The organism is Pseudomonas sp. BS-2016 (genome assembly GCF_001806145.1).
GTDB lineage: Bacteria > Pseudomonadota > Gammaproteobacteria > Pseudomonadales > Pseudomonadaceae > Aquipseudomonas > Aquipseudomonas lundensis.
In genome coordinates this window covers 192,161-210,058 of record NZ_MLCT01000015.1, presented here as the reverse complement: position 1 = coordinate 210,058, position 17,898 = coordinate 192,161, and the positions used below count along the sequence as shown (strand labels likewise).

Annotated in this window: 11 protein-coding genes; 4 read left to right on the top strand and 7 right to left on the bottom strand. The window is 58.5% G+C overall.

What is annotated here, in order from left to right:
* Positions 1 to 45: 45 nt before the first annotated feature.
* The 3 genes from BKD70_RS06395 to BKD70_RS06385 form a co-directional block, all read right to left on the bottom strand.
* Positions 46 to 1,152 (bottom strand): OpgC domain-containing protein, encoded by a 1,107-nt coding sequence (locus BKD70_RS06395; RefSeq protein WP_047273938.1) that lies wholly within the window; start codon positions 1,150 to 1,152, stop codon positions 46 to 48.
* A gap of 166 nt (positions 1,153 to 1,318) precedes the next feature.
* Positions 1,319 to 6,331: a dermonecrotic toxin domain-containing protein gene (locus BKD70_RS25540; protein WP_047273940.1), complete on the bottom strand. Its 5,013-nt coding sequence runs from the start codon at positions 6,329 to 6,331 to the stop codon at positions 1,319 to 1,321.
* Positions 6,332 to 6,542: 211 nt separating this feature from the next.
* Complete coding sequence (locus tag BKD70_RS06385; protein ID WP_047273942.1) at positions 6,543 to 8,162, bottom strand: FMN-binding glutamate synthase family protein; 1,620 nt, start codon at positions 8,160 to 8,162, stop codon at positions 6,543 to 6,545.
* Between the two features lie 421 nt (positions 8,163 to 8,583).
* On the opposite strand from BKD70_RS06385, the gene BKD70_RS06380 reads away from it, so the two are divergent.
* From BKD70_RS06380 to BKD70_RS06370, 3 genes are read left to right on the top strand one after another with little or no spacing between them, the layout of a single operon-like run.
* On the top strand, positions 8,584 to 9,027 hold the full coding sequence (locus tag BKD70_RS06380) for an NUDIX domain-containing protein (RefSeq protein WP_047273944.1): 444 nt from the start codon (positions 8,584 to 8,586) through the stop codon (positions 9,025 to 9,027).
* A 32-nt stretch (positions 9,028 to 9,059) separates the two neighbouring features.
* Positions 9,060 to 9,695 carry a LysE family translocator gene (locus BKD70_RS06375; RefSeq protein WP_371304168.1) on the top strand — a complete coding sequence of 212 codons (636 nt, stop codon included), beginning with the start codon at positions 9,060 to 9,062 and terminating at the stop codon, positions 9,693 to 9,695.
* 12 nt (positions 9,696 to 9,707) lie between these two features.
* Positions 9,708 to 10,238 (top strand): GNAT family N-acetyltransferase, encoded by a 531-nt coding sequence (locus BKD70_RS06370; protein WP_047273948.1) that lies wholly within the window; start codon positions 9,708 to 9,710, stop codon positions 10,236 to 10,238.
* Between the two features lie 33 nt (positions 10,239 to 10,271).
* On the opposite strand, the gene metR is transcribed toward BKD70_RS06370, so the two are convergent.
* The gene (gene metR / locus BKD70_RS06365; RefSeq protein ID WP_047273951.1) at positions 10,272 to 11,189 is read right to left on the bottom strand and encodes a transcriptional regulator MetR; all 918 of its coding nucleotides are present in this window, start codon (positions 11,187 to 11,189) and stop codon (positions 10,272 to 10,274) included.
* Positions 11,190 to 11,296: 107 nt separating this feature from the next.
* Between metR and metE the strand changes: the two genes are divergently transcribed.
* Positions 11,297 to 13,609, top strand: coding sequence for a 5-methyltetrahydropteroyltriglutamate--homocysteine S-methyltransferase (gene metE, locus BKD70_RS06360; RefSeq protein WP_047273953.1), 2,313 nt, complete (start codon positions 11,297 to 11,299; stop codon positions 13,607 to 13,609).
* A gap of 2 nt (positions 13,610 to 13,611) precedes the next feature.
* On the opposite strand, the gene BKD70_RS06355 is transcribed toward metE, so the two are convergent.
* From BKD70_RS06355 to BKD70_RS06345, 3 genes are read right to left on the bottom strand one after another with little or no spacing between them, the layout of a single operon-like run.
* Complete coding sequence (locus tag BKD70_RS06355) at positions 13,612 to 15,003, bottom strand: sigma-54 dependent transcriptional regulator (protein ID WP_047273955.1); 1,392 nt, start codon at positions 15,001 to 15,003, stop codon at positions 13,612 to 13,614.
* Positions 15,000 to 16,760 carry a HAMP domain-containing sensor histidine kinase gene (locus tag BKD70_RS06350; RefSeq protein WP_047273957.1) on the bottom strand — a complete coding sequence of 587 codons (1,761 nt, stop codon included), beginning with the start codon at positions 16,758 to 16,760 and terminating at the stop codon, positions 15,000 to 15,002. The genes BKD70_RS06355 and BKD70_RS06350 overlap by 4 nt, the downstream gene beginning before the upstream one ends.
* Positions 16,760 to 17,884 (bottom strand): GNAT family N-acetyltransferase, encoded by a 1,125-nt coding sequence (locus BKD70_RS06345; RefSeq protein ID WP_047273959.1) that lies wholly within the window; start codon positions 17,882 to 17,884, stop codon positions 16,760 to 16,762. Before BKD70_RS06345 ends, BKD70_RS06350 begins: the two co-directional genes overlap by 1 nt.
* Positions 17,885 to 17,898 lie beyond the last annotated feature (14 nt).

Below are 17,898 nucleotides of genomic sequence, written 5' to 3'. Positions count from 1 at the left end.
CCAGTGACACACCGTGCCGGAGCGAGTGAACTCATTGCGGCACGGTTATTTTGCAGTGGCATTCAACTGTTTGTTCCAGTCCAGCCACGCTGCCAGTACCGCCATCATCCCCACGCCCAACACGGCGCTGATCAGTTTGATCGCCAGCGTGTCACCGCCCAGTGCATTGAGCATGTCAGCCAGCGGCGCCAGCACCACCCCCAGACAAAACACTTCCAGCGAATACCGCCCCATCCGACAGGTTTGCCGTGCCACCCAGAGGTTGAGCCAATGGCTGTGGGGCACCAGTTTTGCCGCCACATACGCCAACGCCAGAAAGTGCAATAAACGCACAGGGGACAAGTTGGTCTTGCTGATCGGGTAGAGCTGTTCGCCCAGCCACAGCGGGATAATTGCATCGTGTACCTGAGGCCATTTCCAGGACAACGCCAGCAGCCCGGTCAACAGCAGGTACAACGCAGCGCCAATGAACATCGGTTGGCGCGTCAGGGGACGCAGATCTGGCGCCTTGTCGCGTTGCGCCCACAGGGACGCAGCGCCCCCGAGGACAAACAGGAACTGCCACGCCAGCGGGTTGAAAAACCACACGCCGCCTTCCTGTGCGGCCAAGTTCCAGTAGGGGGCTGTGAGGTACACCAGAAACGAAACGCCCACCACCACGGCGCACCCGCGCAGCAGCAGGGGCAACACCAGCGGTAACCCCAGTAACAGCAGAATGTAGAGCGGCAACGGGTCCATCAGGTTGGGTTTGAAGCGCAGTAACAGCTCATCGGTGAGCGCCTGCTGCGGGTTGCTCAAGAAGTACTGCAAGCCCATTTCTTGCACCAGATCACGGGTTTCGACGTGGCTGTTGGCGAAGAACACGATGCCCATCAGCACTGCCAGCAAAAAAATGTGCACCACGTACAGCACCCAGGCACGGCGCAGGATTTTGATCCCTGCCCGAACGAAGCCGTCACGTTGTGCGATCTTGCCGTAAGCCAGTACGGCGGCGTATCCGGCCAGAAAAACAAAAATTTCCGCCGCATCGCTGAAACCGAAATTGCGCACGGTCAGTTCGGCCAGCGGGTTGTGCGGAATGTGATCCCAGAAAATAAAAATCAGCGCCAGCCCGCGGAAGAAATCGATGCGGTGGTCGCGTCCGGTCGTCATCACGGCAGTACTCAGACAAAGGTTATAAAAAGACCCGCAGGCGCGGCAGAGGTTGCGCGCCGCACAACGGCGGCGCGCAGGGTGAAGGCAATTAGCGGTAAATGCAAAGTCTTGATATGACGCATTGTCTCTAATTGCTACAGACGGGGCGGCTAAAGTTGCTCACTCACTCCTCTTTAATCGTTTCGAGGGGCTTTTTATCCAAAATGCCTTGGGTGATCTGCACCAGGTTTTTTTTCTTCATGTTGGCCAGTGTGGTCAATTCGCCATTGTAGAGACCCTCAAACGCAGTGGTCTGCGTGAACACCTTGCTTTCATCAATGACTAACGTCTGCGCCAGTTCCTTGAGTTCGCCTTCCAGCATGGCCACGGCGTCCTGATTGTTCGCCGCCACGGCATCGACCCATGCCTTGTGTTTTTCACTCAAGGTTTCAAGGTTGAGATAGCGCTGGTCGAGCAACGCGTTACTGGTTTTGATATTGCCTTTGTAGGCCGCTTCAATGTGGTTTTTCCAGGGCTCCAGTTCAAGCAGCTGATTGGCCATAAAACCGGGCGAGGCCTCTTTGTTGACGATGATCTGGTAAGCGTCCTCAATTTGCGCTGGCGTTATCTTCGACACATTCCTGAACTTCATATGCGCAGGCTGCCAAAGCAGCTCAAGCCGTTTGGCCAGGTCAACCTGGTAAATCAGTTTGACTTCAAGCGGGTCAGGCTTGAGCTGTGCAATGTCCGATGTGGGCAATACAGCCTGGCGTAACGCGGCGTTATAGGCCTCTTGCTGCAACGCGATCTGGGTCTCAGCGATGTCGTTGAGCTCAATGAGTCGAACTTCGCTTTTCATCAGTTTCAGCAGTTTGAGCTCTTTTTCGGCGCCCTCCGATAACAAGGCTTCGCGCAATAAGACCCTGTACCCGAAGCGGCTGAAAATAGTCGCCACCCGGTCAACGCAGGTCTCGTTTTCAATCGAGTGGGCAAACACGCTGGCGCGGTAGTCGCTGTCGATGGCAGCAGCTTCGAGGACGCGCCAGACCCTGTCGGTCAACAGTGCGCGATCACGCTCAAAATCAGCACTGGCCACCAGGTCTCGAATGACCTTGAAGAAGCTCTCAGAGCCGGGTTCTGCACTCAAAGCGTCCCACAGGTCATTTTTCAAACTGACGTCGGCAGCAGGCAAGTCCGGGGCCATCCACAGATTGGCCGGGTGCGGCGTGTCAGGGGCATGCACCCGCGACTCCAGCGCAAGCCCGAAACGGCTTCTGAGTTCGTTGACGGAATCATGGGTACGGGCGTTTAACGGGTTGTCATGCAAGAACGTGCCCCTGAGCCTGTCCGCGGGTAGCTGGAAATACCCTTCTGGCAGGGTCGTGATCCTGTTCCCGCGCAGGTCGAGCTGGGTTAAAAAAGGTAAATCGTCAACGCCCGCAGGCCATTGCGTGAGTCGGTTTTGGCTGACATTCAGGCTGCGTAACTCTGTCATCTGGCTGAAGTCAGGCAGGTGTTCCAGCTTGTTATGGCTGAGGTCCAGCACCTTGAGGTTCTTTAAGGTGGCGAGTTTGCTGGCCGCTGCCGGGGTGAGCGCCAACTTGTTTTTGTGCAACTTGAGTGTGCTCAGCCCTTGCAGCGTGAAGAGTGATTCAGGGAGTTCGCGCAGATGGGTCGATTCAAAGCTGAGTTCTTTCAGATTGGGGAAGCGTTTTAAAAAGGCGTCATAACTGGAATGCAAGTACTGGTTATTCATTTTCAGGGACGTGACATGACTGAAATCAGCCTCCAGCGTGGGCAGTTTGCCGAGCTGAATATTGCTGAAGTCCAAACGTGAGCCATGCATCAGCGCACCGGATTCCGGATGGCGCTGCCAGCATTTGATCAGCTTGTCGGCAAAACGCGCTTTGTCCCGTATGTGCACCGGCCGAATATGCTCATCGCTGAACTGTACAAACTCCAGGGGTTCGTTTTGCCAATCGGCCAGGCTGTTCTTCAACGCCTTGAACTCTTTGTTCAAGGCCTCAAGCCGGCTCAACCCCGCACGGCTGAACAGGCTGTCAACGCCGATAAACCCCTGGATGTTCTCCGTGCTGTGCGCCGGGAACAGCTTTGTTGTCAAATGCCTGATCCGTCGCGGGTGCATCGACATACAGGCAAAGGGGGCCCGAACACAACGCGCGCCTTCGGCTTCAAGCCGAGGGTAGCCCATGCGCCCTTTGACCCGGCGTAACGGAGAGTGAGGCGCCGTGGTTTGTGGGGGTAAGTTCAGTAATTTTCTGGCTTTGGCGCGGGTAAGAATGGGGCGCTCCAGCAGTGCTTCTTCCAGCAATTTCCCCTGAGCGGTGGATGGAAAACCCAGCGCGGCCCGTTGCGCATCAGGCAAGGCGTGCAGCACTGAGGCGTACAGGTTATCCAGCCCGTGCAGCTCTTGATGCTCGCCGTTGTAGGTGATGTAGCGAGTGCCCTGTTTGACCAGCACTTTACGAATGGAAGCATCCGGGGCACCGATTTCATCGATCACGGTCCCGGAAAGCGTGCTGTCGTGCACTTCCAGTCGCAAATCCTTCGGCCAACCCGGCATCTCGGCCAGGCTGTGCAGGATCAGTTTTTGGGTGTCCAGGGAGGGCGCGTGCTCGAAGTACAGTCCCTCATAGGCACGCATCAAGCGGTTTTCCTGCTCGAAAAGCCGGGCTTCTTCTTTCAAACGCAAGGGAACGCGTCCCTCTTCAAGGTGAACGATTTCACTGGATGTGGCCGCGCCAATGATTTCGTTGGCCGCTGAGAGCGGTAACGTCGGGGCGTTGCGGGTCAGCGTTTGAATCAGTGGATCATCCGATTCCTGAGACTGCCGGTATTGCACATCGAGCAGGTCTTCGCGCAGATATTCAGTGTGTTTGGCAACCCTTGAGCCCAATAACCTGACCTGTTCGTTGATATCCGATTCAAAGGTGCCTGTCAGGGGATCTACCCCGATCAGGTCCATGATTTCTGCCGTGTCCAGCGACATGAGCACCGTTTTAAACAACTGGCCTTGGCGCACCTGGCTGTCGAGCACTTGGATCACAGGCACTTTGCCTGCTTGAACCGGCCCATATTCGATCAGTGTGTTGCCCGCGCTGTCGATGCAACGCAGGCGTTTGTTGGCAGGCCAGATCTCGGGATGGGTCAGCACTTGAAGCTGTGACAACGGGTCGGCCTGCACGTCCCCGGCGTGCATGCGTGTAATGAATTCATTGAGGTCCTGACGTGCCTTAAAGCGCTGGATGCAATCACTCAGTAACGCGGGGGGAGGTTGCTGATCGATAAAACTCTGCCTGACGGCTGATTCGTCTGTGCCAGACACCTTTAAAAAGTTGAGCGCTTGCTCATCGCTCAGTCCCTGAAGGGCAACATCGAGGCGGCGCACAAATGTGGCCGGCTCCCACGTTTGAATCTCGTCAATCTCGTGTGTCCAGGCACCCTGGCCATTGGACGTGATTAATGGTGAATACGCATTCGTCCGGGTGGGGTGCTTCAAGCGATAGGTGTTGTTGGCCTGGTATTGAACCTGATACTGCTTGCCTTCGAGTTCCAGATAACTGTTGCCCTCATGGGTATAGAGACCGCGCTGATCAACCTTGGCAGCGGCGTGGGGCGGTACATCATGCTCAAAGGGGGCGAGGTCGGGCATCCATAGCTGTGTTTTGCCGTCCGGCATTTCAACGGTGTCGAGTTCTTCCACAAGGGGCGACCGTTCAATGGCCGGGGCGGCTTTGAATTCCTTGGCCAACTTTCCAGCGGCAGCGATAAAAGCCACGTTCAGCAATACGCTACGGGTGTAAGACCAGGCTTGCGCCTGATCGCCTTGTTCCCACGCCTCGATGCCGTGGTAAATGTCGGTCATGATCTGCGCGGCAAACACCACGGTCATCACTTCCCCAAGGCCGGGAACAAACAGTGCGGCGATATTTAAAACATTCAGGCCGACATCGAAATAATGTTCGATGCGGTTAAGTAACGAGAGCCGATTTATTTCTGCCGTGGGCACGGCAATAAAGCGTGCGTCGTTCATGAGCTGGAATTTTTTAAGTTCAAACAGATAACTGAACAGGTTCGTGCTGATCGGGTTGCGCGTCATCTCCAGCGGGTCGTTGTTCTTGTCGATAAAACGCGCATTCAAGCGTTTGGTCAGTTGCAGTTTTTGGCGTTGGGGTGCGAGATGAATAAAGAAACGCCGGTATTCCGGGTCCTGCATTTTATATAACCAATCGGTCGCAGCCAGACGCACAGATGCATATTCCTTGATGCAACTGATCGGATCGCCGGGGATATACAGCACGCAGCGGCGATCACGCTCAAGCGGGTCGCCATGGGACAGGATCATCGAGTTGAAGGGAATGTCGTCCATTTGCAGGGCGTTACAGGTTAATGGCAAACCATGGAAGACGGGGTTGTTATCCCCCCGGCAATAACCCAGCAACATCGAGTGTGTCGAGGCGCTGATGTCACCTTTCATCAGGGCAATTTGTGCCTGCAACATCATGACATTGCGCTCATGGCGCTCGAACGTTTTAAACAGCTGGTTCTTCGCGGCGTTGTCGGCGGGATTGAAGAGGGTCGTCAAGTGCGTCTGATATTGACCGCCAATATCCAGTTCTCGGCACAACTGCGCGAATTCAACAGGGGGTATATCAATCAGGCGCGGCGCCGAGGTGTCATTGCCCTGAGATTTATGACTCCACAGGTGCGAGCCTTTGGGGATACCGCCCGCCTGGGCCTGACTGTCTTCGAAGTTATTCAACGCCGCTTGCAACAATGTTTGCGTGGTCGTGCGGGTGACTTCCTGGGTGAAGTAATTAAGTGTGGTCTGGGTAATGATGTTGTTGTCGACATCGCACTCGATGCCGAAACGCGTGAACAGCGCAGTGGTCAATAAAGGTTTGGCGAAGGCTTCAACGGAGCTTATTTGATTGAGGTACGTATTGAGGGCCGTGAGTGACACATTATTAAGCGCCTGTATCTCTTTTAAGGCTTCACGTTGAGCGTCAGACGCGTCGCTGTACCAGCGCGGGATATCAAGGGCATGATCGGGCAGTTGGGATAAGACCTGTTGGGGGGCTTGTCTGACCGGCTCGTGGACTGCGTTTTTAATGAAGTCGTGATGAATGCCAAGTTGTTGAAGGTCGGGCACTGGCGTGGCTGAAGAGGTGGGCATGTATAAACTTCCATGGCGTGAAAAGACCTTGAGTCTAGGAAGTTTAAGGGTGAGTAAAAAGTCTAAATGGCTGATCGGATAAGTAACAATTTGAACCTGTATTTAGTATTCAAAAGTAGTTATTTACTGCCCGCTGTTAGGGGGTTAGGTTTAATGGCATTCGGTGGCCGGGGTATGTGTTTAATATGCCCCGGCGTCGTTGAATATACCTTTACGCGGCGGCAATCACATTGGGCTCAAAACTGTCTGCGCGCGCCATTTGCCACATGCGCGAATAAAATTCGCCATTCACTTCGCCGGTGAGCAATTCACCGGGTTTGAGAAATACATGCAATTGGGAGAACAGCTTGATCTCGGTTGCCGATACACGACGTACCAAGTGCTTGGCCTGGAGCTGTGACGGGTGCTCAAGGCCCGCCGCTGCCAGCATCTCTGCCAGCCCTTTAAGCGTGTTGCGGTGGAAGTGGAACACCCGCTGCGCTTTATCGGGCACCACCAGTGCGCGTTGGCGCAAGGGGTCTTGGGTGGCAACGCCGGTGGGGCATCGGTTGGTGTGGCACGACTGCGACTGAATGCAGCCGATGGCGAACATGAAGCCCCGCGCGGAGTTGGCCCAGTCCGCGCCGATGGCCAGCACGCTGGCGATGTCGAAGGCGCTGACGATTTTGCCGCTGGCGCCCAGTTTGATCTTGCTGCGCAGGTTCAGCCCTACCAGCGTGTTGTGTACGAACAGCAGCCCTTCACGCATGGGCGCACCCATGTGGTCAGTGAATTCCACCGGGGCGGCGCCCGTGCCGCCTTCCTTGCCGTCGATCACGATAAAGTCCGGGAGGATGCCGGTTTCGAGCATCGCCTTGGCGATCCCCATGAACTCCCACGGATGACCCAGGCAGAACTTGAAGCCCACGGGTTTGCCGCCGGACAACTCGCGCAATTGGGCAATCCAGTGCATCAGCTCGATAGGGGTCGAAAACGCGCTGTGCCGCGACGGCGAAATGCAGTCTTCACCCATCATGATGCCGCGGGTTTCTGCGATCTCTTGCGTCACTTTGTCTTTAGGCAAGATCCCGCCATGGCCGGGTTTGGCGCCTTGGCTCATCTTGATTTCGATCATGCGCACTTGCGGGTTTTGCGCCTGGACGGCGAAGCGCTCCGGGTCGAAGCGCCCGTCGGCGGTGCGGCACCCAAAATAACCGCTGCCCAGTTCCCAGGTCAGGTCGCCGCCGTTTTCCCGGTGGTAAGGGCTGATGCTGCCTTCGCCCGTGTCGTGGGCAAAATTGCCCAGCTTGGCGCCCTGGTTCAACGCGCGGATCGCGTTGGCGCTGAGGGAGCCAAAGCTCATGGCCGAGATGTTGAACACCGACGCGGAGTACGGCTGGGTGCACTGCGGGCCGCCCACCATCACCCGAAAACTGGCCGGGTCGCTCAGCGGCGCAGGGCGCATGGAGTGGCCGATGAACTCGAAGCCCGACTGGTACACGTCAATCAGCGTGCCGAACGGTTTATCAGCGCTTTCATTTTTGGCGCGGGAATAGACCAGCGAGCGTTGGGCGCGGGAGAAGGGCAGCGCATCGCTGTCGGACTCCAGCAAATACTGGCGAATCTCCGGGCGGATGGTTTCAACCATGTAGCGGATGTTGCCCAGAATCGGGTAGTTGCGGCGCACCGCATGGGGGGTTTGCATAAGGTCGAAAATACCGATCAGGCTCAACACCAGGGTGACCGCGGTAAACGGCCACAACCACTCGTGGTGCATGAACGGCAGGCTGGCGAGCGTGAATATCACGCAAAAGGCAAAAAACGCATAACGGCTCAACAGTGACAGGCTCATACGGTTTCCTGTTTCAGGCTTATTTGTTCAGTCAGGCCATTGCGCCTGAAGGGCTCGTCTGCAGCACGAGCAGGGACTCACGCTGCGGTCAGGCTCGGTACGACATGAATCTGCGCTCGCTCAGGCGGCGTTGAAACATGGCGTACTGACCCTTGGGACCCTCTCTTTAGCCTGGAGGTTTCCCCGGGGAGGTGCTTGCCCTGTATCAAGCAAGCGCCAGTACAGAAAGCAGACTCGCCATTGAACGAGATTTCGCAGGGCGCAGCATCCCGACGAAAGTCGTGGCGTGAACGCACACCGCATCAATGACGGGGCTTTCAAGGGCCTCACCATACAGACTGAAGCTGGCAGCGCGCTATCTGTGTCTTTTCGTCAGGGGGCAGTCATGTGATCCTTCGCGCTCTTTCTGGTTAGTTGGCTGATGCTTGTGAGTTCTTCAGATATTTCCTGCGCTATCCCTCCCAATACCATTCGAATCGCGGCGGCCGTGCTGATCGGCCCTGACGGTCAAACCTTGCTGGTGCGCAAGCGCGGCACGCAGGCGTTCATGCAGCCGGGTGGCAAAATCGATGCCCATGAGCAACCTATCGACGCGTTAGCCCGAGAGCTGGAAGAAGAGCTGGCGCTCACGATCGACCCGGCCCGTGCCACCTATTTGGGGCATTTTTGCGCGCCAGCGGTGAATGAACCGGGGTTTGAAGTGCAGGCCGAACTGTTTTTGCTGCACATCGATACGGTCGTGGCCCCGGCTGCGGAGATCGAGGAAGTGCAGTGGATTGACCCGAGCGGGGACGGTGGCCTAACCCTGGCCCCTTTGACCCGTGATGTGATTTTGCCGTTCTACCGCCAGATTATTCCTGCCTGATCCCGACTGACTGCTGACAAGGACTGTCCCTGATGCCTGCCCATGATGTGCTGATGTTTGCCGCCGCGTGTCTGGTGATGGTGCTGACGCCCGGGCCGAACATGATTTATCTGATCTCACGTTCGATCTGTCAGGGTCGCAAGGCGGGCGTGACGTCGCTGCTAGGCGTGGTGGCCGGCTTTTTCGTGCACATGCTGGCGGCTGCGATCGGGCTTACGGCCGTGTTCCTCGCGGTTCCACTGGCCTATGAAGCCTTGAAGTGGGCAGGCGCGCTGTACCTCTTATGGATGGCCTGGCAAGCGGTGCGGCCTGGCGCGCGCTCGCCGTTCGAGGCCCGGGAGTTGCTGCCGGATGCCCCGTCAAGGCTGGTTTTGATGGGGTTCTTGACCAGTGTGCTGAACCCAAAGGTGGCGATGTTCTACCTGTCGATTTTTCCGCAGTTCATCAGTCCGGAGCACGGTTCGCTGTTTATCCAAAGTATCCTGTTGGGCCTGACGCAAATCAGCGTCAGTTTCACCGTGAATCTGTTGATTGCATTGTTCGCTTCCGGCATTGCCGTCTGGTTCGTGCGTAACCCGCTGTGGTTGGCCGTGCAGCGTTATGTGATGGGCGGGGTGCTGGCTGCGCTGGCCGTGAGACTGATGCTGGAGCAACGAAAAACCGTATGACGTGGACCTGTAATGGCTATAGAACTGCTTAACCCTTCACACGCCAGGGCGTATCGCCAGTTAATGCTTGCGGCGTTCGCACACCACCCCGAGGCCTTTGTCTCCCGCATTACCCGTCGCGAAACAATGCCGTTGAGCTGGTGGGAATCGCAGCTGGACGACGATCTGAGCACGCTGTATGGCGCGTTTGTGGAGGGGCAGTTGGTGGGGGTTATCGGTCTGGCGTTCGAACCTTGGGAAGACATGCAGCACAAGGCCACCTTGTTTGGCTTGTACGTGGGTGAGCACTGCCGGGGGCAGGGGCTGGGCGAGCAGTTGGTGCAGGCCGTGCTGTCACTGGCTGAAGAAGAACCCGATCTCAACGTGATTGAGCTGACGGTGAGTGCGAACAGCCTCCCGGCATTGGCGCTGTACACCCGTTGCGGGTTTCAACAGTCGGGCCTGGAAGACTGCGCCATCAGGGTGGGCGAGGACTATTACGACCGTGTGCACATGCGCCGGCAGGTCAATCGACCGGATGACCCGGCAGGCGCAGCGGCATAGCTGCGCCCGGCGTCGACAGGTGCAGAGCGGGTGTCAACGCACCGCGCTGACACCGTCCAGCGTCGAGAACGAGGTGTCCTTGGCGGTCAGCAGGAAGTCACGCATGTAGGGCGCATCCAGCATGTCTGCCCGAATGGCTGCGTACAGCGTGGCGAACAAGCCTTTTTCCCCCAGACGCTTGGCCTTTACATAGCCCCGCGAGCTGTATTCATGCAGCGCCCAGTGCGGCATGCCGCAGACCCCGCGCCCGCTGGCGACCAGTTGCATCATCATGACGGTCAGCTCCGAGGTGCGCACTTGCGCGGGCTCCACGTCGGCGGGTTCCAGAAAGCGGGTGAAGATATCGAGGCGATCACGTTCCACCGGATAGGTAATCAACGTTTCGCTTTTCAGGTCGTCGGGCACGATAAACGGCTTGCTGGCCAACGGGTGCTGATTGGCCACCGCCAACATGGCTTCATAGGTGAACAACGGCACATACGTCAGGCCCGCAATCTCCTGCGGGTCGGAAGTCACCACCAGGTCCAGGTCGCCTCGGGCCAGCGCCGGGAGCGGGGCGAAGGCAAACCCCGAGGCCAGATCGAGCTCCACCTCGGGCCATGCATCGCGGAACTGGTCGATGGTCGGCATCAGCCACTGAAAGCAGCTGTGGCATTCGATGGCCATGTGCAGGCGTCCGGCAGTGCCGCCCACCAGGCGCGCGATATCACGCTCCGCGCTGCGCATCAGCGGCAACATGGCGTCGGCCAGTTGCAACAGGCGTAAACCGGCACTGGTGAAGCGCACGGGTTTGGTTTTGCGCACGAACAACGGCATGCCCATGCGTTCTTCCAACTCTTTGAATTGATGAGACAACGCCGACTGGGTCAGGTGCAGGCGTTCTGCCGCTTCCACCAGGCTGTCGGATTCGCGCAAGGCGTGCAGGGTTTTGAGGTGACGAATTTCCAGCACGGGTGCTCCATGAGTAATTTTGATGATGAACACGAAAACGTTGAGTTTGTCTCATGTTGCACCGTCTGTCGATAATTGGGCCATTACTGACATGGAGGAATGCCGTCATGGCCCTGGCCCACAATCTTGGTTTCCCACGCATCGGCGCGGATCGCGAACTTAAAAAAGCCCTTGAAGCCTATTGGAAAGGCGACATCGACCACGCCGCGCTGCAAGCCGTGGGCCGTGAATTGCGCGCCAAACACTGGCAACTGCAAAAAGACGCGGGTATTGATCTGCTGCCCGTGGGCGACTTCGCCTGGTACGACCAGGTACTGACCCACTCGCTGACCTTCGGGGCGATCCCGGCGCGTTTCGCCAACACGCTGGACAACAACGGCCGCCCGACCCTGGACACCCTGTTCGCCATGGCCCGTGGCGCCAGCCACAGCTGCTGCGGCGGCGAACACAGCCAAGGCCAGTACGCTCAGGAACTGACCAAGTGGTTCGACACCAACTATCACTACCTGGTCCCGGAATTCACGCCGGCTCAGCGCTTCGAGCTGAGCTGGAACGAACTGTTTGAGGAAGTCGATGAAGCGCTGGCGTTGGGCCACAAGGTCAAGCCCGTCATCATCGGTCCGCTGACGTATCTGTGGCTGGGCAAGGCCAAAGGCAACGCGTTCGACAAACTCGACCTGCTGGAAAACCTGCTGCCGGTGTACGCACAGATCCTTTCGCGCCTGGCTGAGCAAGGGGTGGAGTGGGTGCAGATCGACGAGCCGATCCTGTCGCTGGACTTGCCGCAAGCCTGGAAAAACGCCTTCGAACGCGCGTATCACATTCTTCAGTACTCGCCCCTGAAAAAGCTGGTGGCGACTTACTTCAGCGGGCTGGAAGACAACCTCGGTCTGGCGGTCAGCCTGCCGGTGGAAGGGCTGCACGTTGATCTGGTGCGTGCTCAGGACCAGTTGCACGGGATTCTGGATCGCTTGCCGACCTACAAAGTGCTGTCGTTGGGGCTGGTCAACGGTCGCAACGTGTGGCGCTGCGACCTGGAAAACGCCTTGGCGCAATTGCAACTGGCCGAAGAACGTTTTGGGGACAATGTGTGGGTCGCCGGTTCGTGCTCGCTGTTGCACAGCCCGGTGGACCTGGACCGCGAAACCCAACTGGACGCGGAGCTCAAAAGCTGGCTCGCCTTCGCCAAACAAAAATGCAGCGAAATCGCCGTGCTGCGTGACGCACTGAACATCCCGCAAGACCCAAAGGTGCAACTGGCGCTGGCCGAAAGCCGCGCGCTACAGCACAGCCGTGCCCACTCGCCGCGCATCCATAAACCGGCGGTGCAAGCGCGCCTGGAGGCCATCACGGCTGCTGACAGCCAGCGTCAATCGCCCTTTGCCGAACGTATTGAAGTGCAGCGTGCGCGCTTGAACCTGCCAGCGTTTCCGACCACAACCATCGGCTCCTTCCCGCAGACCGCTTCGATTCGTCTGGCGCGTCAGTCGTACAAACAGGGCAAGTTGTCGACCAGCGAATACACCGACGCCATGCACAGTGAAATCCGCAATGCCGTAGAGACTCAGGAGCGCCTCGGTCTGGACGTGCTGGTTCACGGCGAAGCCGAACGCAATGACATGGTCGAATACTTCGCCGAGCAACTGGACGGCTACGTGTTTACTCACTATGGCTGGGTGCAGAGCTACGGTTCGCGCTGCGTGAAACCGGCGATCATTTTTGGCGACCTGAGCCGCCCCAACGCCATGACCGTGGAGTGGATCACGTACGCCCAAGGCCTGACCGACAAAGTCATGAAGGGCATGCTGACCGGTCCTGTGACCATGTTGATGTGGTCATTCCCGCGCGAAGACGTGCCGCGCCACGTGCAAGCGCGACAATTGGCGCTGGCCATCCGTGACGAAGTGCTCGACCTGGAAAAAGCCGGTATCAAGATTGTGCAAATTGACGAAGCGGCGTTCCGCGAAGGTTTGCCGTTACGCCGCGCGCAGTGGCAGGAGTACCTGGACTGGGCGGTGGAAGCCTTCCGCCTGTGCGCCTCGGGCGTGAGTGACGAAACCCAGATCCACACCCACATGTGCTACAGCGAATTCAACGACGTGATCCAGTCGATTGCCGCGATGGATGCCGACGTGATAACCATCGAAACCTCGCGCTCGGACATGGAGTTGCTGGAGGCCTTTGAAGCGTTCGATTACCCGAACGACATTGGACCGGGGGTCTATGACATCCACTCGCCACGGGTGCCGGACACGGCGCAAATGGTCAAATTGCTGAGCAAGGCCGCGCAGCGCATCCCGGCAGAACGGTTGTGGGTCAACCCCGATTGCGGCCTCAAAACCCGCGCCTGGGCCGAGACCGAAGCTGCGTTGATCAACATGGTGGCCGCCGCCCGCAAGCTACGGGCTGAAGTGGTCTGACTTTAGCGGGCTATTTTTTCGACATGGATGTTTAGCTTTTTCAGTCGATACCAAAAGCTTCTTTCTGAAATACCGATCAATTGCGCCGCAGCCGCCTGCACGCCGTTGGCCTGTTGCAAGGCCGCCAGGATGTACGCTTTCTCGACCTCGGCCAAGGCGGCCTCAAGGTCCGGCGGCACGCTGGGGCCCGATTCCGGTACGGCGCCGTGTTGATTCGGTTGTGGGGTAAACAGGTACGGCGGCAAGTCGCTGTCTTCAATGGTCTGGCTGGTGGCCACGATGGTGGCGCGCTCAACGCAGTTTTGCAGTTCGCGGATGTTGCCCGGCCAGTTGTATTCGGCCATGGCCTGCAAGGCGTCGGGGCTAAAGCCGGTGATGCGTTTACCGGCCGTCGCGCCCAGGCTGTGGGCGAAGTGGCGGGCCAGCGGGGCAATGTCTTCCACACGCTCGCGCAAGGCGGGTAGTGGGATCGGGAACACATTCAGGCGGTAGTACAAGTCTTCGCGAAACTCTTTATTGGCCACGGCCTCCAGCAGATTTTTGTGGGTGGCCGCAATGACTCGCACGTCGACCTTGCGCTCGCGGGGATCTCCCACCGGCTCGATGACTCGCTCCTGCAGCGCGCGCAGAATCTTGGCTTGCAGCGCCAACGGCATGTCACCGACTTCATCGAGAAACAACGTGCCTTTGTCGGCCTGTAGAAAACGCCCGACACGGTCGGCTACGGCGCCGGTAAACGCGCCTTTGCGGTGGCCGAACATCTCGCTTTCAAGCAAACCTTCAGGAATCGCCGCACAGTTGACCGCGACAAACGGCTTGTCGGCGCGGCTGCCATGCTTGTGAATGGCGCGGGCGACCATCTCTTTGCCGGTGCCACTTTCGCCGGTCAGCAGAATGGTGGCGCTGCTGTCACGCACGGAGTCGATGGCCTGCAACACGCGGCGAAAGCTCGGGCTGTCACCGATCAGGCTATCAACGTGCTGATGTTCGTCCAGTTCTGCGCGCATGCGGGCGTTGTCGCGCAAGATGTCGCGAAATTGCAGGGCCTTGTTGACGGTGATGTCCAGCTCGTCAATGTCAAAGGGTTTGGCGATGTAGTCGTAGGCGCCATTGCGCATCGACTGGACGGCGTTTTTTACGGTGCTGTACGCGGTCATCACAATCACGGGCAACTGCGGGTAGCGCTGTTTGACCTCGGCCAGCAATTGCGGGCCGTCCATGCCCGGCATGCGCCAGTCGCTGATCACCAGGTCAATGTCTTGCTGTTCCAGGATCGCCAGCGCCTGCAAGCCATTGCCTGCCGTGAACACCTGCACATCGTTCTGGCTGAGTGCCGAACTGAGCAGGTCGCACAGCTTCGGTTCGTCGTCGACCACCAGCACGTTATGACTCATGACTCATCCCCTCCGTGGGCCGGAATATACAGATTGAAGGTGGCACCGGCGCCTTTGTCGCTGACGCATTCGATGCGGCCGTCGTGGCTGTCCATGATTGAGAACACCTTGGCCAGCCCCAGGCCTGTGCCCGAGGCTTTTGTCGTCACAAAGGGCGTGAAAATCCGCTCCATCATGTCGGGCGCAATGCCTTCGCCCGTGTCGGTAATGCTGATGACGGTGTAATCGTCTTCCTGCGCAATGCCGACGGTGAGGTGGCCGCCGTCGGGCATGGCGTCGATGGCGTTGATAATCAGGTTCAGGCACGCCTGCTTCAACTGCCGCGCATCGGCATACAAGGTGGCGCCGGGTGCCTGATCATCGATGCGGGCTTCAACGCGATGAGACTCAAGTTCAGGTTTGCAGAACCCCAGAATGTCCTCCACCAGAGGCTGTGCGGGCTGAACGCAGCGCACGGGCGCACTGGGTTTGGCGAAGTCGAGAAACTCGGTAATCAGGTCGTTGATGCGCGTGACTTCGCTGACCACGTACTCAAGGTGGCGCTTGTCGTTGTCGCCCAGGTCGGCGCGCCGGTGCAGCAATTGGGTGGCGGTTTTGATGATGCCCAGCGGGTTGCGGATTTCGTGGGCCAGGCCCATGGCCACTTCCCCCAGCGCGTGCAGGCGATCGCGGCGCCGCAGTTGCGCTTCGAGGTGATGCAGCTGACCCAAACGCACCGTCATGTGGTTGAAGGTGCTACTGAGCTCAGCCAGTTCATCGTTACCGGACACCGCCACGCGCTGGTTGTAATCCCCCGCCGTGACGGCGCGCACCCCTTCGGAAAGCGCCCGCAACGGGCGTGTCAGGCGTTCGGAAACCAGCCAGCCAACCGTCAGCGAGAGTACCGAACCGAGCAGGAAAATAAGCACAAACAGGTTGGTCTGGTTGACCAGCCCTACGAGGCTGGTGTGGCGCAGCAGGCCGCTGTAAATCACGCCTTGCAGTTCGCCAGTGTCGTTCAGAATCGGCCAGTACAAACCGCTGTAGCGGCTGGTGAACTGTTCGCTGGGCAGTTTGGTGTCGCGCAGGGTTTGCTCAATGGCCTGAGGCACCGTGGGTTGGCGGTCTTCAAAGCGCTGGCTGGAGAAAATCTCGGCAAAGCCGCTGGGGTTGTGCAGATAGAGCCGCAAGTCGAGCGAGTGGACTTCGGCCACGCTGGTCAGGAAGCTGCTGTCCATGTAGGTCGCGACCAATAACTGGTAATCCACACCGTCCTGAGTAGTAGGGAACGTCGAGACGACGGTGCCAGTCGGCACTTCGCCTACCTTGATGGTCTGCAACACCGCGTTCGGCGCCAGACTGATCTGATCGACAATGTTGTCGCTGGCGGTGCTGAACACCACTTTGTGGTCACTGTCGCGAATCAGGGCGACCACATCGATACCCAAGGCATCGGCAATGTCGGCGGTCAGCCGTTCGTGGCGAATGACTGTTCGGTCGGTCTGCGGGTGCGTGTACTGCAAGAACAGCTTGGCCACTCGGGCGTTGTCCGCGAGGATTTCGCTGATCTCATCCTTGACGATCTTGGTCGACTCTTGCAGCCAGACCCGCACGTTGCTGTCGAAAATCTGCGACAGCGTGGTGGCGGCCAGTTCGGCGGCGATCATGGTCGGGATCACGCTCACCAGCCAGAAGGCCAGCACCAGTTTGCGTTGCACGGTCCAGCGCGAGACCTTGAACGGTTGCGGGGGGCGCGATGCGTCGGGCGTGGTCGGCATTAGGACTCGCTTATAGCGGCGGCCATGGCAGGGTCATGGCGGTCAGGGCGGATAAACAATTTGACCAGTTTGAGCGCGTTATTGATTAGCCGGTTGCGATGACGAAAAAACAGCGTGTTGCCTTCAAACGTGCAGCCCAGGCGAATCTTGCTGGCGTAACCGGCTTGCCCGCATTCGTATAGCCCGATGCCATTGCGGATGCAGTAGTCGACGTTCACCAGCCAGCTCCTGAAATACAGGTTGTATTCGCGGGTCAGCGCCAGGTCGTGGCCGAAAAACTTGTCGATCAACCGGTGCTCATCGAGCAGCACCAGATTAAAGGCCACCAGCGTGTCATCGATCCAGTACAGCGCGCACAGGGCCCGGTCACCCAGTTGCTGGAGGATACCCGTGAAATACGCGGGGGGTAAGCGCTCCCATTGCAGGTCGCTGCGCGCCAGCGAGGCTTCGTACAAACGCATGACGTCGGGCAGCACGTCGTCGATGTGGCTGCGCCACTCGACCTGCGGCCCCGGCGCGCGCCATTTGCGGCGCATGTCTTTGCGGGTGGATTTGCCCAGCGAACCCAAGTAACCGTCGACCGAGTCAAACGGCACAGGCAGCAGCGCGCTCGGCAAGCTGGGCATGGACTGAAACCCGGCGCCTTTGCAGCTGTTTGCCCAATCGTCGTCATGGCTCGGCACGTCCTTGACTGCCATCAGGCCGATGCCCAGCGCGCGGGCATCCTGCTGCGCGAGGCTCAGCAAGCGGCCTAACAGCGCGGGGCGCTGTGACGGGGTGATGTGGCGGGCGGTGCCGGCGCGGCATTGTTCGGTGACCGGCGAGCCGATGGCATACAGCGGTAATTGCATCAGCCCCGGCAGCACTCGATGGAGTGCTTCGGTAAAACGCTTGCCAACCCCTTGCACAGTGGTGTCCAGGCGATAGCAGGTGGTGAAGGCGGTGGCGACGGCAATCAGGGTCGGGCCTTCAAACAGCGTCAGGTAACGCCAGTTGAACCCCTCAATGCCGGCCTTTTCTACCGCCACGATGTAATCCCAATCCTCCAGCGCGTCTGGAAAACACTCATTCCAGGCGTCGCGTTCGATGGCCTGAATCGATGAAAAGGCGTGGGCTTCAATCATGTGGCGTCCTTGTT

Bases quoted from the DNA above. Each gene is read 5' to 3' on its own strand.
- BKD70_RS06380 (WP_047273944.1), top strand. From the start codon at position 8,584: ATGCTTGTGAGTTCTTCAGATATTTCCTGCGCTATCCCTCCCAATACC.
- BKD70_RS06350 (WP_047273957.1), bottom strand. From the start codon at position 16,760: ATGCCGACCACGCCCGACGCATCGCGCCCCCCGCAACCGTTCAAGGTC.
- BKD70_RS06375 (WP_371304168.1), top strand. From the start codon at position 9,060: ATGCCTGCCCATGATGTGCTGATGTTTGCCGCCGCGTGTCTGGTGATG.
- BKD70_RS06355 (WP_047273955.1), bottom strand. From the start codon at position 15,003: ATGAGTCATAACGTGCTGGTGGTCGACGACGAACCGAAGCTGTGCGAC.
- BKD70_RS06370 (WP_047273948.1), top strand. From the start codon at position 9,708: ATGGCTATAGAACTGCTTAACCCTTCACACGCCAGGGCGTATCGCCAG.
- metE (WP_047273953.1), top strand. From the start codon at position 11,297: ATGGCCCTGGCCCACAATCTTGGTTTCCCACGCATCGGCGCGGATCGC.
- BKD70_RS25540 (WP_047273940.1), bottom strand. From the start codon at position 6,331: ATGCCCACCTCTTCAGCCACGCCAGTGCCCGACCTTCAACAACTTGGC.
- BKD70_RS06345 (WP_047273959.1), bottom strand. From the start codon at position 17,884: ATGATTGAAGCCCACGCCTTTTCATCGATTCAGGCCATCGAACGCGAC.
- BKD70_RS06395 (WP_047273938.1), bottom strand. From the start codon at position 1,152: ATGACGACCGGACGCGACCACCGCATCGATTTCTTCCGCGGGCTGGCG.
- BKD70_RS06385 (WP_047273942.1), bottom strand. From the start codon at position 8,162: ATGAGCCTGTCACTGTTGAGCCGTTATGCGTTTTTTGCCTTTTGCGTG.